Origin of the sequence: Comamonas fluminis (genome assembly GCF_019186805.1) — a bacterium.
Taxonomy (GTDB): Bacteria; Pseudomonadota; Gammaproteobacteria; order Burkholderiales; family Burkholderiaceae_C; genus Comamonas; species Comamonas fluminis.
Genome location: NZ_CP066783.1, coordinates 26,322 through 41,751, shown reverse-complemented (window position 1 = coordinate 41,751; position 15,430 = coordinate 26,322). Strand labels below are relative to the sequence as shown.

At 60.3% G+C, this 15,430-nt stretch carries 15 protein-coding genes; 7 read left to right on the top strand and 8 right to left on the bottom strand.

The window, feature by feature from the left end; all coding sequences use genetic code 11:
• Positions 1-21 precede the first annotated feature (21 nt).
• Entirely contained in the window at positions 22-903 is an 882-nt protein-coding gene (locus JDW18_RS00440) for an AraC family transcriptional regulator (protein WP_218241825.1), read from the bottom strand.
• A 78-nt stretch (positions 904-981) separates the two neighbouring features.
• On the opposite strand from JDW18_RS00440, the gene JDW18_RS00435 reads away from it, so the two are divergent.
• From JDW18_RS00435 to JDW18_RS00425, 3 genes are all read left to right on the top strand, one after another.
• Entirely contained in the window at positions 982-2,259 is a 1,278-nt protein-coding gene (locus JDW18_RS00435) for an MFS transporter (protein ID WP_218241824.1), read from the top strand.
• Between the two features lie 227 nt (positions 2,260-2,486).
• Positions 2,487-3,770, top strand: coding sequence for a M20/M25/M40 family metallo-hydrolase (locus JDW18_RS00430; RefSeq protein ID WP_218241823.1), 1,284 nt, complete (start codon positions 2,487-2,489; stop codon positions 3,768-3,770).
• A 180-nt stretch (positions 3,771-3,950) separates the two neighbouring features.
• Positions 3,951-4,724, top strand: coding sequence for a class II aldolase/adducin family protein (locus JDW18_RS00425; RefSeq protein ID WP_218241822.1), 774 nt, complete (start codon positions 3,951-3,953; stop codon positions 4,722-4,724).
• Positions 4,725-4,788: 64 nt separating this feature from the next.
• On the opposite strand, the gene JDW18_RS00420 is transcribed toward JDW18_RS00425, so the two are convergent.
• The 6 genes from JDW18_RS00420 to mnmG form a co-directional block, all read right to left on the bottom strand.
• Entirely contained in the window at positions 4,789-5,715 is a 927-nt protein-coding gene (locus tag JDW18_RS00420; RefSeq protein ID WP_218241821.1) for a ParB/RepB/Spo0J family partition protein, read from the bottom strand.
• 15 nt (positions 5,716-5,730) lie between these two features.
• Positions 5,731-6,279, bottom strand: a complete 549-nt coding sequence (locus JDW18_RS00415) for an RBBP9/YdeN family alpha/beta hydrolase (protein ID WP_218241820.1) — start codon at positions 6,277-6,279, stop codon at positions 5,731-5,733.
• 52 nt (positions 6,280-6,331) lie between these two features.
• On the bottom strand, positions 6,332-7,102 hold the full coding sequence (locus tag JDW18_RS00410; RefSeq protein ID WP_218241819.1) for a ParA family protein: 771 nt from the start codon (positions 7,100-7,102) through the stop codon (positions 6,332-6,334).
• Positions 7,103-7,114: 12 nt separating this feature from the next.
• A complete protein-coding gene (locus JDW18_RS00405; protein ID WP_218241818.1) occupies positions 7,115-7,726 on the bottom strand; it encodes a LysE family translocator in 612 nt (203 codons plus the stop codon).
• Between the two features lie 150 nt (positions 7,727-7,876).
• On the bottom strand, positions 7,877-8,539 hold the full coding sequence (gene rsmG, locus JDW18_RS00400; protein ID WP_218241817.1) for a 16S rRNA (guanine(527)-N(7))-methyltransferase RsmG: 663 nt from the start codon (positions 8,537-8,539) through the stop codon (positions 7,877-7,879).
• Entirely contained in the window at positions 8,536-10,497 is a 1,962-nt protein-coding gene (mnmG, locus tag JDW18_RS00395; protein WP_218241816.1) for a tRNA uridine-5-carboxymethylaminomethyl(34) synthesis enzyme MnmG, read from the bottom strand. The genes rsmG and mnmG overlap by 4 nt, the downstream gene beginning before the upstream one ends.
• Before the next feature lie 352 nt (positions 10,498-10,849).
• On the opposite strand from mnmG, the gene JDW18_RS00390 reads away from it, so the two are divergent.
• The 3 genes from JDW18_RS00390 to JDW18_RS00380 all read left to right on the top strand — a co-directional run bounded on the left by JDW18_RS00390 (position 10,850) and on the right by JDW18_RS00380 (position 13,115).
• Entirely contained in the window at positions 10,850-11,254 is a 405-nt protein-coding gene (locus JDW18_RS00390; protein ID WP_218241815.1) for a BLUF domain-containing protein, read from the top strand.
• 74 nt (positions 11,255-11,328) lie between these two features.
• Positions 11,329-11,937 carry a glutathione transferase GstA gene (gstA, locus tag JDW18_RS00385; RefSeq protein WP_218241814.1) on the top strand — a complete coding sequence of 203 codons (609 nt, stop codon included), beginning with the start codon at positions 11,329-11,331 and terminating at the stop codon, positions 11,935-11,937.
• A gap of 68 nt (positions 11,938-12,005) precedes the next feature.
• Positions 12,006-13,115: an alkene reductase gene (locus tag JDW18_RS00380; protein ID WP_218241813.1), complete on the top strand. Its 1,110-nt coding sequence runs from the start codon at positions 12,006-12,008 to the stop codon at positions 13,113-13,115.
• 118 nt (positions 13,116-13,233) lie between these two features.
• Here JDW18_RS00380 and JDW18_RS00375 read toward each other — a convergent pair whose 3' ends face one another.
• Positions 13,234-14,946 carry a methyl-accepting chemotaxis protein gene (locus JDW18_RS00375; RefSeq protein ID WP_218241812.1) on the bottom strand — a complete coding sequence of 571 codons (1,713 nt, stop codon included), beginning with the start codon at positions 14,944-14,946 and terminating at the stop codon, positions 13,234-13,236.
• A gap of 273 nt (positions 14,947-15,219) precedes the next feature.
• Here JDW18_RS00375 and JDW18_RS00370 point away from each other — a divergent pair, with 273 nt between their 5' ends.
• Complete coding sequence (locus tag JDW18_RS00370; protein WP_218241811.1) at positions 15,220-15,414, top strand: heavy-metal-associated domain-containing protein; 195 nt, start codon at positions 15,220-15,222, stop codon at positions 15,412-15,414.
• The last annotated feature ends 16 nt before the right edge of the window (positions 15,415-15,430 follow it).

The window sequence follows — 15,430 nt, the reverse complement described above, 5'->3', positions numbered from 1 at the left end:
TTTATCTATCAGCGCAAGCAGCTATAAGTTTTGCGTATGCATGCCAAAGAATTGCGCAGGCGGCATGCCCACGGTGCGCCGCACCATGGCGCTGAAGGAGCTGGGGCTGTAGTCCAGTTCGGCGGCAATGCGCTGAATGGGCCAGTTGCGCGCCGCCAGGCTCACGGCATGGGCCAGAACGACCTGCTGGCGCCACTGGGTAAAGCTGCATTCCAGCTGCTGGCGAAACAGCCGCGCCACCGTGCGCGGGCTGGCCCCCGTATCCCGCGCCCAGTCTTCCAGCGTCTCAAAGCGCGTGGGGTCAGCCAGCACGTCTTCGCACAGCAAACGCAGCCGTTTGTCCTGCGGCAGCTTCACGCCCAGTTGCACCACGCTGGCGCGGCGCATTTCGTCCAGCAGCAGCTCGCTCAGGTGGTGTTCACGCGCCCTGTCCTGCGCGGACAGTTGCAGGCTGTCATCGGGCAGCGTGGGCAGCTCGCGCACCACGGCGCGCAGCAGGTCTGATGCATTGAGCACGCGGCACTGCCGCCAGGCCGCTTCCTGCGCTTCAGCCACATCAGGGCCACAGCGGCCGTGGGTCTGAAAAAAGTACAGCGTGCGCAGATCGGCGCTTTCCACCATGGTCACCGCGTGCTCCATGCCCGGAGGCACCCACAGTGCACGCGAAGGCGGCACGATGTAAGTACCCTGCGCCACCGTCAGGCGGATGGTGCCCGTGGTGGAGATGGCCAGCTGGCCCCAGGGGTGGCGATGCGGCTTGACCTGGGTGTCGGCCTCCAGCAGGCGGCATTTGGCGCGCACGGGGCGCTCTGACGTCGGCACATACAGGTGCGGCGTCAGCGTCTCCACATAGGCAGAGGCCTTGCCTGCACGCAGCGGCTCGGCAACGGTAGTGCTGGGCATGATGGGTTGGCTCATTTGCGATAGCGATTGGCAGACTATCGCATACAAGACGCGATGCATCTGCCTAAGATGCGACACATGAACCGCCCAGCCTCCACAACACCTCAAAACCAGGCGCCTGATACGCTGCGCAGCGATGCGCGCACCATCGGCCTTATCGGCCTGGCTCACGGCTCCTCGCACTTCTTTCACCTGCTGCTGCCGCCGCTGTTCCCCTGGCTCATCAAAGACTTTGGCTACAGCTATGCGGAGCTGAGCGTACTGGTTTCGCTGTTCTTCATCGTCTCGGGCACCGGTCAGGCGATGGCCGGGTTTGCGGTGGACCGTTTTGGCGCCCGCCCCATTCTGTTTGCCGCGCTGGCCAGTTTTGCAGTGGCTGGCCTGATTGCCAGCACCGCTACCGGCTACCCCATGCTGCTGGCCGCATCGTTCTTTGCGGGCCTGGGCAATGCGCCTTTCCACCCGGTGGATTTCACCATTCTGAACAAGCGCGTATCGCCCAAGCGCATCGGCCACGGCTTCTCCGTTCACGGGCTGTCGGGCAACATCGGCTGGGCGCTGGCCCCCGTGTTCATGGCGGGCATTACGACGGCAACGGGCTCCTGGCGCACCGCCTGCTTCTGCGGTGCCATGTGGGCACTGGTGGTGCTGGCCATCATGGTGCTGAACCGTGATGCGCTGGATGACCGCGCAGAATCGGCCAACGCTGCCGCCAAGCCCGCCGCCACTGCAGTGGATGCGCCCAAAGAGCACCCCATGGCCTTCATGAAGCTGCCCTCGGTGTGGCTGTGCTTTTCCTTCTTCTTCTGGAGCACCTGCGCACTCAGCGCCATCCAGACCTTTGCCAGCCCTGCCATGCAAGCCATGTACAAGCTGCCGCTGAGCGTGACGGCGCTGATCGTCACCGGCTACATGCTGTGCGGCGCTGCGGGCATGGTGGTGGGTGGCTTTCTGGTGGGCCGCGTGCAGCGGCTGGAAAAGGTCATCTCCATCTGCATGCTGGGCTCTGCCGCGCTGCTGTTTCTGGTGGGCACGGGCATTCTGCCCGGCATGGTGGCCGTGGTCGTGGCCTCGATTGCCGGTGTAGGCACCGGTCTGGCCGGTCCTTCACGGGACATGCTCATCAAGCGCGCAGCGCCCCCCGGCGCCACAGGCCGCGTCTATGGCACGGTGTATTCGGGTCTGGATCTGGGCTTTTGCCTGGCCGCGCCCGTGTTTGGTTTCATGCTGGACCACCACATGAACAACGCCGTCTTCTACGGCTCGGCCATTGCGCTGGTGCTGAGCGTAGTGTCCGCCGTCATCGTGGGGGATGGCGTGAGCAAAAAGAACAGGGCGACCCTTGCTGCAGCCTGATTGAGCTGCCCGACGAAAAAAGCCCTGCGAGCTTCTGCGCAGGGCTTTTTTCATGCTGTCACATCTCCTGGTATTTACCCCGAGACGTACAAAACCACGACGTCAAATACGGCTGCTAAGCTGCAGCCCCTGAGCATCACACCGCTCTACAAGCATGGCTGGTGCGCTATCAAAAACACAGCATCAGCCACCTGCCTCATCCACTCTACCCAGACAGGAGACATTCCATGCCTTTGCCATCCACCCGCGCCCTCTTTCGCGCCACGCCGCTGATTCTGGCCATGGCCCTTGGCGCTGCCCATGCGGCCCCCCAGTCCAAGCTGCTGGAGCTGGCGAAGAAAGAGCAGCAGCCCTATCTCGATACGCTGCGCGACCTGGTGCATATCGAATCCGGCAGCAAGGATGTGGCGGGCGTGAAGAAGATTGCCGAATACATTGCCGCCAAGCTCAAAGCCCAGGGTGCCAAGGTCGAGGTCATCACCCCCACGGACATTTACCGCCTGGATGACACCCCGGAACAGGTCGGCCCCATGGTGCACGCCGAGTTCAAGGGCAAGGGCGCAAGCCGCATCATGCTGATTGCGCACATGGACACGGTCTATCTGCCCGGCATGCTCAAGGACCAGCCGTTTCGCGTGGAAGGCGACAAGGCCTACGGCCTGGGCATTGCCGACGACAAGCAGGGCGTGGCGCTGATTCTGCACATCGCCCCCCTGCTCAAGAAGCTGGGTATTGAAGACTTCGGCACGCTGACCGTGCTGATCAACGGCGACGAAGAAATCAGCTCGCCCGGCGCGCGCAGCACCATCACAAAGCTGGGCGCCGAGCAGGACGCCGTGTTCAGCTTTGAGGGCGGCGGCACTGACGGCGGCCTGCGCCTGGCCACCAGCGGCATTGGCTCGGCCTATCTCAAGGTACAGGGCAAGGCATCGCACGCGGGCGCCAAGCCCGAAGACGGAGTGAACGCGCTGTATGAGCTGTCGCACCAGCTGCTGCAGATGAAGGACATGTCCAAGCCCGAAGATGGCCTGAAGCTGAACTGGACTGTCTCCAAGGCTGGCACCAACCGCAACGTAATCCCCGCCGAAGCCACCGCCCAGGCCGATGCTCGCGCCCTGCGCGTGGCCGACTTCACCGCGCTGGAAAAAGCCATGCAGGACAAGATTGGCAACAAGCTGCTCCCCGCCAGCAAGGTAGAGCTGAAGTTTGAAGTGCGCCGCCCGCCCCTGGAAGCCAATGACACCGCCCGCAAGCTGGCCGCCCACGCCCAGGGCATTTACGACCAGGAACTGAAGCTGCCCATGAAGGTCATGAACAAGGCCACTGGCGGCGGCACAGACGCTGCGTTTGCCGCCCTGAAGGCCAAGGGTGGTGTGATCGAAGGCTTTGGCCTATCGGGCTATGGCGCGCACTCCAACGATGCCGAATATGTGCATATCGACACCATCGCCCCGCGCCTGTATCTGACGGCCCGCATGATTCAGGACCTGTCGCGCGGCCAGATCAAGTGATGCAATTTTGATAGCTGGCTGCCCATGTCACTGAATCATTGCAGAGAGTTATCAAGCTGAAACCCATAAGGAGCTGGCGCTGCCAGCTCCTTTTTTTAATCTGGCATCTGTCACCTAGCCAACAGACTTGCGCTGGCGGAATCTCTACATTCATCGCATCAACGATGAAGGAGACAAGCCGTGACTGCCTCGACCCTGAACATCCCCTGCGTGCAGCATCTGGTCAGCCCCGAAGAGTGGCAGCTGCGCACCGATCTTGCGGCCTGCTACCGGCTGGTGGCCCTCTACGGCTGGAGCGATCTGGTCTTCACCCACATCAGCGCACGCCTGCCGGGGGCAGATCACCACTTTCTCATCAACCCCTACGGGCTGATGTTTGACGAGATCACCGCCTCGTCGCTGGTCAAGGTGGACATGGCCTGCAACAAGCTCATGGAGTCGCCGTTTCCCGTGAACCCCGCAGGCTTCGTCATTCACAGCGCCGTGCATGAAGCCCGGGCCGATGTGCAATGCGTGATCCACACCCACACGCGTGCAGGCGTGGCCGTGGCCGCGCAGAAGAAGGGCTTGCTGCCCATCAGCCAGCAAAGCACCTTTGTTCTGGGTTCTCTGGCCTATCACGGCTATGAAGGCGTGGCCTTTCGCGAAGATGAAAAGCCGCGTCTGGTGGCCGACATGGGCGAGGCCAACTTCCTGATGCTGCGCAACCACGGCCTGCTGACCTGCGGGGCCACCATTGCCGACGCTTTTCTGTCCATGTATGTGTTCGAGTCAGCCTGCCAGATTCAGATTGCCGCGCAGTCGGGCGGCAGCGAACTCACCGAAGTCAACCCGCAGATTCTTCAAGGCATTGCCCACGCCATGAAGGTGCAGACCGGGGGTCTGGGCGGCCAGTTTGCCTGGCCTGCGCTGCTGCGCAAACTTGACCGCATCGACCCCGGCTACCGCAGCTAAAGCGGCCCTGAAACGCAAAAAGAGCATCCTCAAGGATGCTCTTTTTTTTGGGGAAAGACCTTGATCAACCTTCGCCGCGCAGCTTTTCGATGATGCCGTTGAGCTCTTCCAGCGAGCCAAACTGGATGGCAATTTCACCCATTTCCTGGGCCTTGCCATGGCGGCGCACAGTCTTCTTGATGCGCACTTCCACATCCGCCGTCAGCAGGTCAGACAGCTCTTCCTCGATACGCTTCACATCGCGGGACTTGCCATCTTTCTTGGCCTTCTGGCGTGTCAGGCTGAACTCTGCACCGATCTTTTTGACCAGTGATTCCGCCTCGCGCACCGACATTTTCTTGGCCGCAATCTGGTTGCCCGCCGTGATCTGCGTGGCACGGTCCAGCGTCAGCAGCGCGCGCGCATGGCCCATATCGATGTCACCGGCCATCAGCATGGTCTGCACAGGCTCCGCCAGATTCAGCAGGCGCAGCAAATTGGTCGCGGCGCTGCGTGAGCGACCCACGGCCCCTGCCGCCTGCTCGTGCGTCAGGCCAAATTCCTTGACCAGACGCGACAGGCCTTGCGCCTCTTCCAGCGGGTTCAGGTCTTCGCGCTGAATGTTTTCGATCAGCGCCATGGCGGCGGCGGCTTCATCGGGCACATCGCGCACCAGCACCGGCACTTCTGCCAGCCCGGCCAGACGCGAGGCACGGAAGCGCCGCTCGCCCGCGATGATTTCGTACTTGCCGGCGTTCTCGCCCTTGGCCAGCTTGCGCACCAGAATTGGCTGCATGATGCCCTGAGCCTTGATGCTCTCGGCCAGCTCATACAGCGCACCTTCGTCCATGCGCGTGCGTGGCTGGTACTGGCCTGCCACCATCACATCCAGCGACAGCGTGCTGGGCACACCGCTTTGCACGCTGGCCACGGCCTCTTCTTTTTCGCTGACTTTGGGGCCCAGCAGGGCTTCCAGACCGCGTCCCAGGCCCTTGGGTTTCTTAGTCACCATTGCTGAATTCTTTCTTTAAAGGGTGAGCAGCAGCTCATGCCCTGCTTGCCACAGTCCCAGCCCGCTGGCCGTGTTGATATGGCCCGCAGCACCAGCATTCACAAACTGACTGCCCCAGGCCTGAGCCATGGTTTGGGCGCGCTGCAGCGTGCAATTCGGATCGTTCTCACTGCCCACCAGTATCGACGGGAAGGGCAATGTTTGCATCAGCACAGGCGACCAGCCCGGCACCGCTGCGCGCAGGCTGTCCTGCTCGGTGTCGCCCGGCGCCACCAGCAAAGCGCCGCGCACCTTGGTTCTGGCCACTTGCGAATGTGCAGCCCACCAGGCCACCAGCACGCAGCCCAGGCTGTGCGCCACCAGCGTGACGGGGCGTGGCGCATCCAGCACCAGCTCCTGCAGCTGAATACTCCAGTCACCGCGCAGCGGGTGCTGCCAGTTGTGCTGCTCCAGTCGCTGATAGCCGAACTGGTTCTGCCACAGGCTTTGCCAGTGAGCGGCATCAGAGTTCTGCCAGCCGGGCAGCAGCCAGACATCCTGAGGGTTCAAAGCTTCAGATGTCATAGCTGCTTGCGCTTGCTAAATAAGGGGTTGAGAGCTGTTTCACGTGAAACACTCACATCTTCTTGATGCGCTTGACCATTTCCTGCGCAAAATCGATAAAGGCTTTGCTGCCCTTGGCCGACGCATCAAACACCACACCGGGCAGGCCGTAGCTGGGCGCTTCGGCCAGTCGCACATTGCGTGGAATGACGGTGTCGAACACCTTGTCGCCAAAGTGTTCCTTGAGCTGATCGCTGACCTGCTGCTGCAGCGTGGTGCGTGGGTCAAACATCACGCGCAGCAGGCCGATGATCTGCAAATCGGGGTTCATGTTTGCATGCACCTGCTTGATGGTGTTGACCAGATCGGTCAGACCTTCCAGTGCAAAGTATTCGCACTGCATGGGCACGATCACGCCATTGGCCGAGCACAGACCATTCAGGGTCAGCATGGACAGCGAGGGTGGGCAGTCGATGAGCACAAAGTCATAGTCGGCATCCACGCTCTTCAGCGCGGCCCTGAGTCGATCGTTGCGTCGGTCCAGCGACACCAGCTCAATCTCGGCCCCCGACAACTCGCGGTTGGCACCCAGCACGTCGTAGCCAACCTGCTCGGATTTCACTGCCACTTCCTTGATGCTGGCGTTTTCCAGCAGCACGTCATACACCGTCAACTCCAGCGCACGCTTGTCCACGCCCGAGCCCATGGTGGCATTGCCTTGCGGGTCTAGGTCAATCAGCAGCACGCGCTGGCCGACCTTGGCCAGACCGGCGGCGAGGTTCACAGTCGTTGTGGTCTTGCCAACCCCACCTTTTTGATTGGCAACGCAGAAAACTTTGGCCATTGAATTTCTCTTTTAGTTGGTGGCCAGCTTGAGGCCAAAACCGATCAAAAACACACCGGCTGTTTTTTCCAGCCACTTCACCACGGCCGGATTGGCACGCAGACGCTCGGCCAGCACACGGGTCAGGGTCACCACGATGAGGCTGTAGAGCAAGGTAATCAGAGCCACCGTGGCGGCCATCACACCAAAGGTGATGCTTCCCTGGTGCGTGGAGGGGTCCACAAACATGGGAAAGAACGCCATGTAGAACACGATAGCCTTGGGGTTCATCAGAGTGATAAGACCACCCTGGCGGAAATACTGTCTGGGCTGAATTTCGATGGCCGGGGCATCACCGGGTTTGACCGTCAGCAGCTTGTAGCCCAGCCACGCCAGATATGCAGCGCCCAACCATTGCACGGCATGAAACGCTGCAGGATAGGTGGCCAGCACGGCCGCCACACCCGCAACTGCCAGCCACATCAACACCTGGTCTGCCGCCATCACGCCAAGGCAGCATGCCATGCCCGCCCGCCAGCCGCCCTTGCCTGTTGAGGTAATCAAGGCCAGATTGCCTGGCCCTGGAATCAGCAAAAAGACGGTAACGGCCGCGACAAAAGCGCCGTAATCAGCGATGCCAAACATTCAAACCCTGCGCGATGGAAAACAGCAAGTTTATGCGAGGGGCGTGACCGGTGCATCTGCATTGCGCAGATGTTGCCTGACACAGTATGTAAAAAGGCACTTTGCCCAAGGAGCAAAGTGCCTCAAAACCGGTGAACTACGCTAACGAGCTCAGGCAGCGACCTTCAGCCATATAACGCAACGCTCAACATCAAGGCCCGGAACCTGCAATGGTTCCACGTGAAACACCTTCACATCCGCAGGCAAGGCTGCGATTTCATCGTCAGGGTGCTTGGCCTTCATGGCAAACCAGATGCCATTTTCAGCCAATGCCTTGCGCGACCAGGTAGTGAAATCCACCAGCGAAGCGAAAGCGCGGCAGCTGATGACGGGGTACTGGGTCTTGAGGTTTTCCACCCGGTCGTGAATACCATGCAGATTAGGCAGTCGCAATGATGCCGCCACCTGCTGAATGAACGCGGCCTTCTTGCCCACGGTATCCACGCAGTTCACATCAATCTGCGGGCAGCAGATGGCAAACACCACGCCGGGCAGACCACCGCCAGAACCCACATCCAGCAAAGGCAGTCGCTTGCCCTCTTCCATGGGCAAGGTGTTCACATGGCGCAGCAAAGCAGGCACGGCAGCCAGGCTATCCAGCAGGTGATGGGTCAGCATCTCCTGCGGATCACGCACCGAGGTCAGGTTGTAGACCTTGTTCCACTTCTGCAGCAAATCCAGAAAGGACATCAGCAGATCGACCTGAGCGGGCGCCAGATCCAGCTTCAGCGACTGAATGCCCTGTTCGAGCTGGGTACGCAATGCCTGGCTCATGCTGCAGCCTCTTCGTTGACCGCGAAGCCCTTGAAGCCACCTTTTTTCAGGTGAACCATCAGCAAAGAAATAGCCGCTGGTGTGACACCGGAAATACGCGATGCCTGTCCCAGCGTTTCGGGGCGATGCTTTTGCAGTTTCTGGCGCACTTCAAACGACAGTGCAGCCACCTGCATGTAATCGAAGTCCAGAGGCATGCGCAGCTTCTCAAAATGCGAAGCACGCTCCACCTCATCCTTTTGACGATCAATGTAGCCAGAGTACTTGGCTGCGATCTCGACTTGCTCAAGCACCGGCTCGCTCAATTCACCCAGCACCTCGGGCTGCACATCCGCAGCCGCGTACTTACCTTCGTTCAGGCTCATGAGCTTGTCGTAATCCACACCGGGGCGGCGCAGCAGGTCGAACAGGTTGTATTCGCGCTCCATGGCCTTGCCCAGCACGCGTTCAGATTCCTCGGCAGAAACCACTCGAGGGTTCACCCAGGTAGCTTTCAGGCGCTCTGTTTCACGTGAAACAGCGTCGCGCTTGCGGCTGAAGGAATCCCAGCGGGCATCATCCACCAGACCCATGCGGCGGCCTTCTTCCGTCAGGCGCATATCGGCGTTGTCTTCACGCAATTGCAGGCGGAATTCAGCGCGGCTGGTGAACATGCGATAGGGCTCGGTCACACCCTTGGTGATCAGGTCATCCACCAGCACGCCCAGATAGGCTTCGTCACGTCTGGGTGTCCATGGGCCCTCGCCACGGCATTGCAGTGCAGCGTTCAGGCCAGCAAACAGACCTTGAGCAGCGGCCTCTTCGTAACCGGTCGTGCCATTGATCTGGCCAGCAAAGAACAGGCCTTGAATCTGCTTGGTCTCGAAGCTGCTCTTGAGCGAGCGTGGATCGAAGTAGTCGTACTCGATGGCATAGCCGGGACGCAGAATGTGCGCGTTCTCCATGCCCTTCATACTGCGCACCAGTTCGTACTGAATATCGAATGGCAAGCTGGTGGAGATACCGTTGGGATAGAACTCGTTCGTCGTCAGGCCTTCGGGCTCCAGAAAGATCTGGTGGCTTTCCTTGTCGGCAAAGCGGTTGATCTTGTCTTCCACGCTGGGGCAGTAACGTGGGCCAACGCCCTCGATCTTGCCGGTGAACATGGGGCTGCGGTCAAAGCCGCTGCGGATGATCTCGTGCGTGCGCGCATTGGTATGCGTAATCCAGCAAGGCATTTGCTTGGGATGCATGGCGCGATTGCCCATGAAGCTGAACACAGGCACTTCACCCTCGTTCACGCCACCGGGCATGCCGTCGCCGGGTTGCTCTTCGCACTGGCTGAAGTCGATGCTGCGGCCATCAATGCGCGGAGGTGTACCGGTCTTCAGGCGGCCTTGTGGCAGCTTGAGTTCTTTCAGTCGAGCCGACAGGCTGACTGCGGGAGGGTCGCCCGCACGGCCCGCCGCATAGTTATTCAGGCCCACGTGAATCTTGCCATCCAGGAAGGTGCCAGCTGTCAGCACCACCGCACGGCTGCGAAACTTGAGGCCAACTTGGGTGACGGCGCCCACCACGCGGTCACCCTCCACCATCAGGTCATCCACCGCCTGCTGGAACAGCCACAGGTTAGGCTGGTTTTCCAGCATCTCGCGGATGGCGGCCTTGTACAGAATACGGTCGGCTTGGGCTCGTGTGGCGCGCACGGCAGGGCCTTTGGAGCTGTTCAGAATGCGAAACTGAATACCGCCCTTGTCTGTTGCCAGAGCCATGGCGCCGCCCAGTGCGTCCACTTCCTTGACCAGATGGCCTTTGCCGATACCGCCGATACTGGGGTTGCAGCTCATCTGCCCCAGGGTCTCGATATTGTGGGACAGCAGCAATGTTTTGCTGCCCATGCGCGCAGCAGCCAGCGCAGCCTCGGTGCCAGCGTGGCCACCGCCGACCACGATCACATCAAATTCCTGTGGGTACAACATGTTCTTGCTCCGGGCCATGCCCGGCCCTTGGTCCCTGCACGAAGCGCCCTTGCTTCGGCTCTCACGGCAGACCAGCATCCTTCCATTGAATACCCAGCCCTGCGGGGAACCCGCAATTTTCCCACCATTGGGCCAACACTGCCTTGTCAGGGGTTGAGAGCCATGTTTCACGTGAAACGATGAGCTACGAATTCGCTAGCGACCATCCCGAATACCTGAACCCTCGCTGGTCAACTATGCTGCAATGCATCAATGGCCGCTTGGTCCGTACAGCACATCCAGGTGCCTGACGCTTTTCAACCATGAGGAACTCATGGCACCGAGCATCTGTTTCATTTCAAAAGAGGTTTTGATGTCTTCCAGCAATACATTGAGCGCTTTTCTCTACTGCAGCACCCTGGCTCCTACGCAGCCCATCAGCACGGTGGCAGACATCGTCAAAGCTGCCCGCGAGAAAAACACCCAGCTGCAGCTCACCGGCATTTTGATCTTTGATGGCCAGTGCTTCTGCCAGTACCTGGAAGGTCCGGAGTCTGCCATTTCCAGCGTGCTGGCAAGCATTTATCAGGACCAGCGCCATGCCGATGTGAACCTGCAGTTTCACGGCCCTGTGGATGGGGAGCGCCAGTTCAAGGACTGGGCCATCGCATATGCCGAACTGGAGCAAGACCTGAGCCTTGAGCACATCACCGAATTTCAGGGCGATGAGGCATTGCACCTGTTTCGCCAGCTATTACCCAGTCTGGACTACTGTTAAGCATGCATGCGAATTACATGTAACCGGTTTAGCATGTCCACTTGTCTTTTCAATGCACTAGGAAGCCCATCACCATGAAGCTTTACTACAGCCCCGGCGCTTGCTCCCTGTCTCCCCATATCGTGCTGCACGAAGCCGGTCTCAAACATGAGGCCATCATGGCCAGCACCAAGAGCCACAAACTGCAGGACGGAACAGACTACTACAGCATCAATCCGCTGGGTTATGTGCCTTTTCTGGTGCTGGACGACGGCGACACGCTGCACGAAGGCCCGGCCATCATTCAGTACCTGGCCGATCAGGCCCCTGAGAAAAATCTCGCGCCCGCCAATGGCACCATGGCCCGTTACCACCTGCAGGAATGGCTGAATTTCATTGGCACCGAGCTGCACAAAAGCTTCGGCCCGCTGTTCAACCCAGCCACGCCTGAAGACTTCAAACCGGCCGTCAAAGCCAATCTGCAAAAGCGCCTGACCTGGGTGAATGAGCAACTGGCCAACAAGTCCTATCTGATGGGCGACCAGTTCACCGTGGCCGATGCCTACCTGTTCACCGTCACTGGCTGGGCGCAGTTTGTGGGTCTGGATATCTCTGCCCTCAACCACATTCAAGCCTACCGCGAGCGCATTCTGGCCCGCCCTGCCGTGCAGGCTGCCATGAAGGCAGAAGGCTTGCTGAAGTAAGATTTTTCACTTGCATTCACACTGAAAGCTCGGCGTTTGCCGGGCTTTTTTCGTCTTCGGAGTTTTGCATGACCTCATTGTTCGATCCCATCGATGCAGGCAAGCTGCACCTGCGCAACCGCATTGCCATGGCACCTCTGACGCGCAACCGCGCGCCCGGTGCGGTGCCTACTTCCTTGATGGAAACCTACTACGCACAGCGTGCCACCGCCGGCCTGCTGATCAGCGAAGGAACCGCCATCAGTGCCCAGGCTCAGGGCTATGCCGATGTCCCCGGTCTGTATGGCGAGGACCAGCTGCAGGCCTGGAAGAAAGTGACCGATGCCGTGCATGCCAAAGGCGGGCGCATCGTTACCCAGCTCTGGCATGTGGGCCGTATCTCGCACACCTCGCTGCAGCCCGGCAATCAGCCACCCGTTGCGCCCTCGGCCATTGCCGCCAAGTCCAAGACCTATGTGCTCAATCACCAGACTGGTGAAGGCCATTTCGTGCCCACATCCGAGCCACGAGCACTGCATCAGGACGAGCTGCCCGGCATTGTTCACAGCTTCTCCGTTGCGGCCCGCGAAGCCGTGCAGACCGCTGGCTTTGATGGCGTAGAGCTGCACGCAGCCAACGGTTATCTGCTCGACCAGTTCCTCAAGACCGGGGCCAATCAGCGCAAAGACGACTACGGCGGCAGCATCGAAAACCGCGCCAGACTGGTGCTGGAATCGGTGCGTGCGGTGGCGGACTCCATCGGAGGCGGCAAGGTGGGCATTCGTCTCTCGCCCGTGACCCCGGCAAACGACATTGTGGATGCCGATCCGCAAGCGCTGTTTGAGTATCTGGTGCGCCAGTTGGCGCCACTGGGTCTGGCCTATATCCATGTGATCGAAGGCTCTACCGGCGGCCCGCGTGAACTGCCCGATCGCCCCTTCAACTACCACGCGCTCAAGGATGCCTACCGCGCCGCCGGTGGCAAGGGTGCCTGGATGGTCAACAACGGCTACGACCGTACCCTGGCCATGCGCGCGGTGGAAAGCGGCTACGCTGACGTCGTCGCCTTCGGCAAAGCCTACATCTCCAACCCCGATCTGGTGCACCGCCTGCATGACGACCTGCCCCTCAACGAATGGAACAGCAGCCGCTTTTATGGCGGGGGGGCAGAAGGCTACATAGACTACCCCACCGCTTGATATACGAAAAATAGCCTGAAGCCTATATCAATAAAGCGCTAACAGCTATCAATAGAGAAGCAAAAAGCCCGGTGCATCACTGCAGCCGGGCTTTGTTCATGGGGTGCCTGCTGACTCGTCAGACATGCTCCAGCAACTGAGCCTCACGGGCCTCTTGCGCCTTCTTCCCCGGCAAAGCATGGCTGGCTGATGCCGCCGCACCCGGCGCCATGGCCGGATAAGCGGCCTGCGGTCTGGCCCGTGCCACACGGCCCATGCTTTGAGCGCCCTCGCCCAGCTTGAACTGGCTGACCAGCTGGGCCAAGCGCGCAGCCTGCTCGCGCAGCGATTCGGCAGCAGCCGCCGACTCCTCCACCAGCGCCGCGTTTTGCTGCGTCATGCGATCGATATCACCCACCGCCTGATTGACCTGACCAATGCCCATGGACTGCTCTGCCGATGCGGCCGTAATCTCGCCAATGATGTCGCCCACGCGCTTGGCGCTGTCCACCGTATCCTGCATGGCCTTGCCCGCACCGTTGACCTGCTTTGCCCCCACATCCACCGTCTGCACGCTGGTGCTGATGAGGGATTTGATCTCGTTGGCAGCCTGTGCAGAGCGCTGAGCCAGGCTGCGCACCTCGCCCGCCACCACGGCAAAACCTCGACCCTGCTCACCGGCGCGCGCCGCTTCTACGGCGGCATTGAGCGCCAGGATATTGGTCTGAAAAGCAATCGAATCAATCAGCCCGATGATGTCGCCGATCTTGCGGCTGGAGGCCGAAATCTCCTGCATGCTGTTCACGGCCTGACCCACAATCTGCCCGCCCTGCACTGCAGTGCTTGAAGCCGACGCCGCCAGCTGATTGGCCATCTGCGAAGACGATGCGGTTTGCTGCACATTGGCCGTCAGCTGCGCCAGCGAAGCCACAGTCTCCTGCAAATTGCTGGCTGTCTGTTCCGTGCGCGCAGACAGATCCTGATTGCCCGTAGCGATCTCCTGGCTGGCCGTGGCGATATTGCCGCTGGCATCTCGTACCTGCATCACCATGCTGCTCAGCGACTCCTGCATCTGCATCAGCGCTCGCTGCAGCTCAGACAGCTCATCATGGCCCGTCACGGCCTGCCGGGTGGACAGATCACCGCCCGCAATCGTCAACGCCATCTGGCGCGCACGCTCCAGCGGACGGCAGATGGACTGCATATTCAGCAGCGTCAGCGGCACCACCACAAGCAATGCCAGCAGCAGCGCGGCAATGAACAGCCAGCGGGTCTGGGCCGCCACGCTGCGCTCAGCAGTGGCCAGCACATCCGACTGATGCTTGAGCAAGGCATCCAGCTGCGCCAGCAGCTTATCTGCCTCGGCCACTTCGGCCAGCGCCTTGGTGCTCATGCGGTTGGCCGTCGTGGCCGAGTCATAGCCCCCTGCCTCCAGCTGGCGCGCTACTGGCTCAAAAGCCTTGCGATAGTTGTCTATGCGCGTGGCAATGCCCTGAATCAAGGCGTCGTCCTGCGCATTGCGGCCGCTCACAAAACGCGACAGCGTTGCCTGCGACTTGTCGATAAAGCCCACCCACTGGTCATGTGCCTTGCGCACTTCTTCGGGGCGTTCGTACTGGATCACCATTTCCCGCTCGCTGATGCGAATGCCGCCCAGCTCCATGCGCAGCTGCGCCATATAGCCAGACTTGGCATAGGCATCGCCCAGAAAATCCTGACTCATCTGTTGAATGCGGAACATGCCCAGCATGCCTGCGCCTCCCAACACCCCCAGCAGCACGATCACCACCGCAATCGCGCCCAGCATTCGCGTGCGAATGGTGAAGCGCCGCATCATTCCCAGCAGACTCATGAAATCCCCTCTCGACTTGTTCAGCTCGCGTTTTTTACATCAAATTTGACAATTTGTTTCACTTTATCGGCCAAGCTAGGCAGTTCTGTAATCACGGACAGCCGCCTCTTGGGCTCGATCAATATGGCGAAACTCCGCAAAAGCCCATTGCCCGATATCAACCCTGCTTCAATCCTTGGCTTGCCAGACGCTTGACCTTGCCATGATGTTAGGGTTGACCATAGCAAGCATGAAGACGTCAGCCGGGCGTCTTCGCTTTCAAGGAGTGAAGCAATGCAACAAGTTTTTGAAGTTCAGGGCATGACCTGCGGTCACTGCGAACGCGCCGTCACCAATGCCATCCAGAGCGTGGATGCCAACGCCCAGGTCAAGATCGACCGCGCCGCCAAGCGCGTGGAAGTCGAAACCGCAGCCGACCGCGCTGCCGTGGCCGCTGCAATTGCCGAAGAAGGCTACAAGGTCGCCTGACCAGCGCAACCCCTTG

Bases quoted from the DNA above. Each gene is read 5' to 3' on its own strand.
- JDW18_RS00440 (WP_218241825.1), bottom strand. From the start codon at position 903: ATGCCCAGCACTACCGTTGCCGAGCCGCTGCGTGCAGGCAAGGCCTCT.
- JDW18_RS00435 (WP_218241824.1), top strand. From the start codon at position 982: ATGAACCGCCCAGCCTCCACAACACCTCAAAACCAGGCGCCTGATACG.
- JDW18_RS00430 (WP_218241823.1), top strand. From the start codon at position 2,487: ATGCCTTTGCCATCCACCCGCGCCCTCTTTCGCGCCACGCCGCTGATT.
- JDW18_RS00420 (WP_218241821.1), bottom strand. From the start codon at position 5,715: ATGGTGACTAAGAAACCCAAGGGCCTGGGACGCGGTCTGGAAGCCCTG.
- JDW18_RS00415 (WP_218241820.1), bottom strand. From the start codon at position 6,279: ATGACATCTGAAGCTTTGAACCCTCAGGATGTCTGGCTGCTGCCCGGC.
- JDW18_RS00410 (WP_218241819.1), bottom strand. From the start codon at position 7,102: ATGGCCAAAGTTTTCTGCGTTGCCAATCAAAAAGGTGGGGTTGGCAAG.
- JDW18_RS00405 (WP_218241818.1), bottom strand. From the start codon at position 7,726: ATGTTTGGCATCGCTGATTACGGCGCTTTTGTCGCGGCCGTTACCGTC.
- rsmG (WP_218241817.1), bottom strand. From the start codon at position 8,539: ATGAGCCAGGCATTGCGTACCCAGCTCGAACAGGGCATTCAGTCGCTG.
- mnmG (WP_218241816.1), bottom strand. From the start codon at position 10,497: ATGTTGTACCCACAGGAATTTGATGTGATCGTGGTCGGCGGTGGCCAC.
- JDW18_RS00390 (WP_218241815.1), top strand. From the start codon at position 10,850: ATGTCTTCCAGCAATACATTGAGCGCTTTTCTCTACTGCAGCACCCTG.
- gstA (WP_218241814.1), top strand. From the start codon at position 11,329: ATGAAGCTTTACTACAGCCCCGGCGCTTGCTCCCTGTCTCCCCATATC.
- JDW18_RS00380 (WP_218241813.1), top strand. From the start codon at position 12,006: ATGACCTCATTGTTCGATCCCATCGATGCAGGCAAGCTGCACCTGCGC.
- JDW18_RS00375 (WP_218241812.1), bottom strand. From the start codon at position 14,946: ATGAGTCTGCTGGGAATGATGCGGCGCTTCACCATTCGCACGCGAATG.
- JDW18_RS00370 (WP_218241811.1), top strand. From the start codon at position 15,220: ATGCAACAAGTTTTTGAAGTTCAGGGCATGACCTGCGGTCACTGCGAA.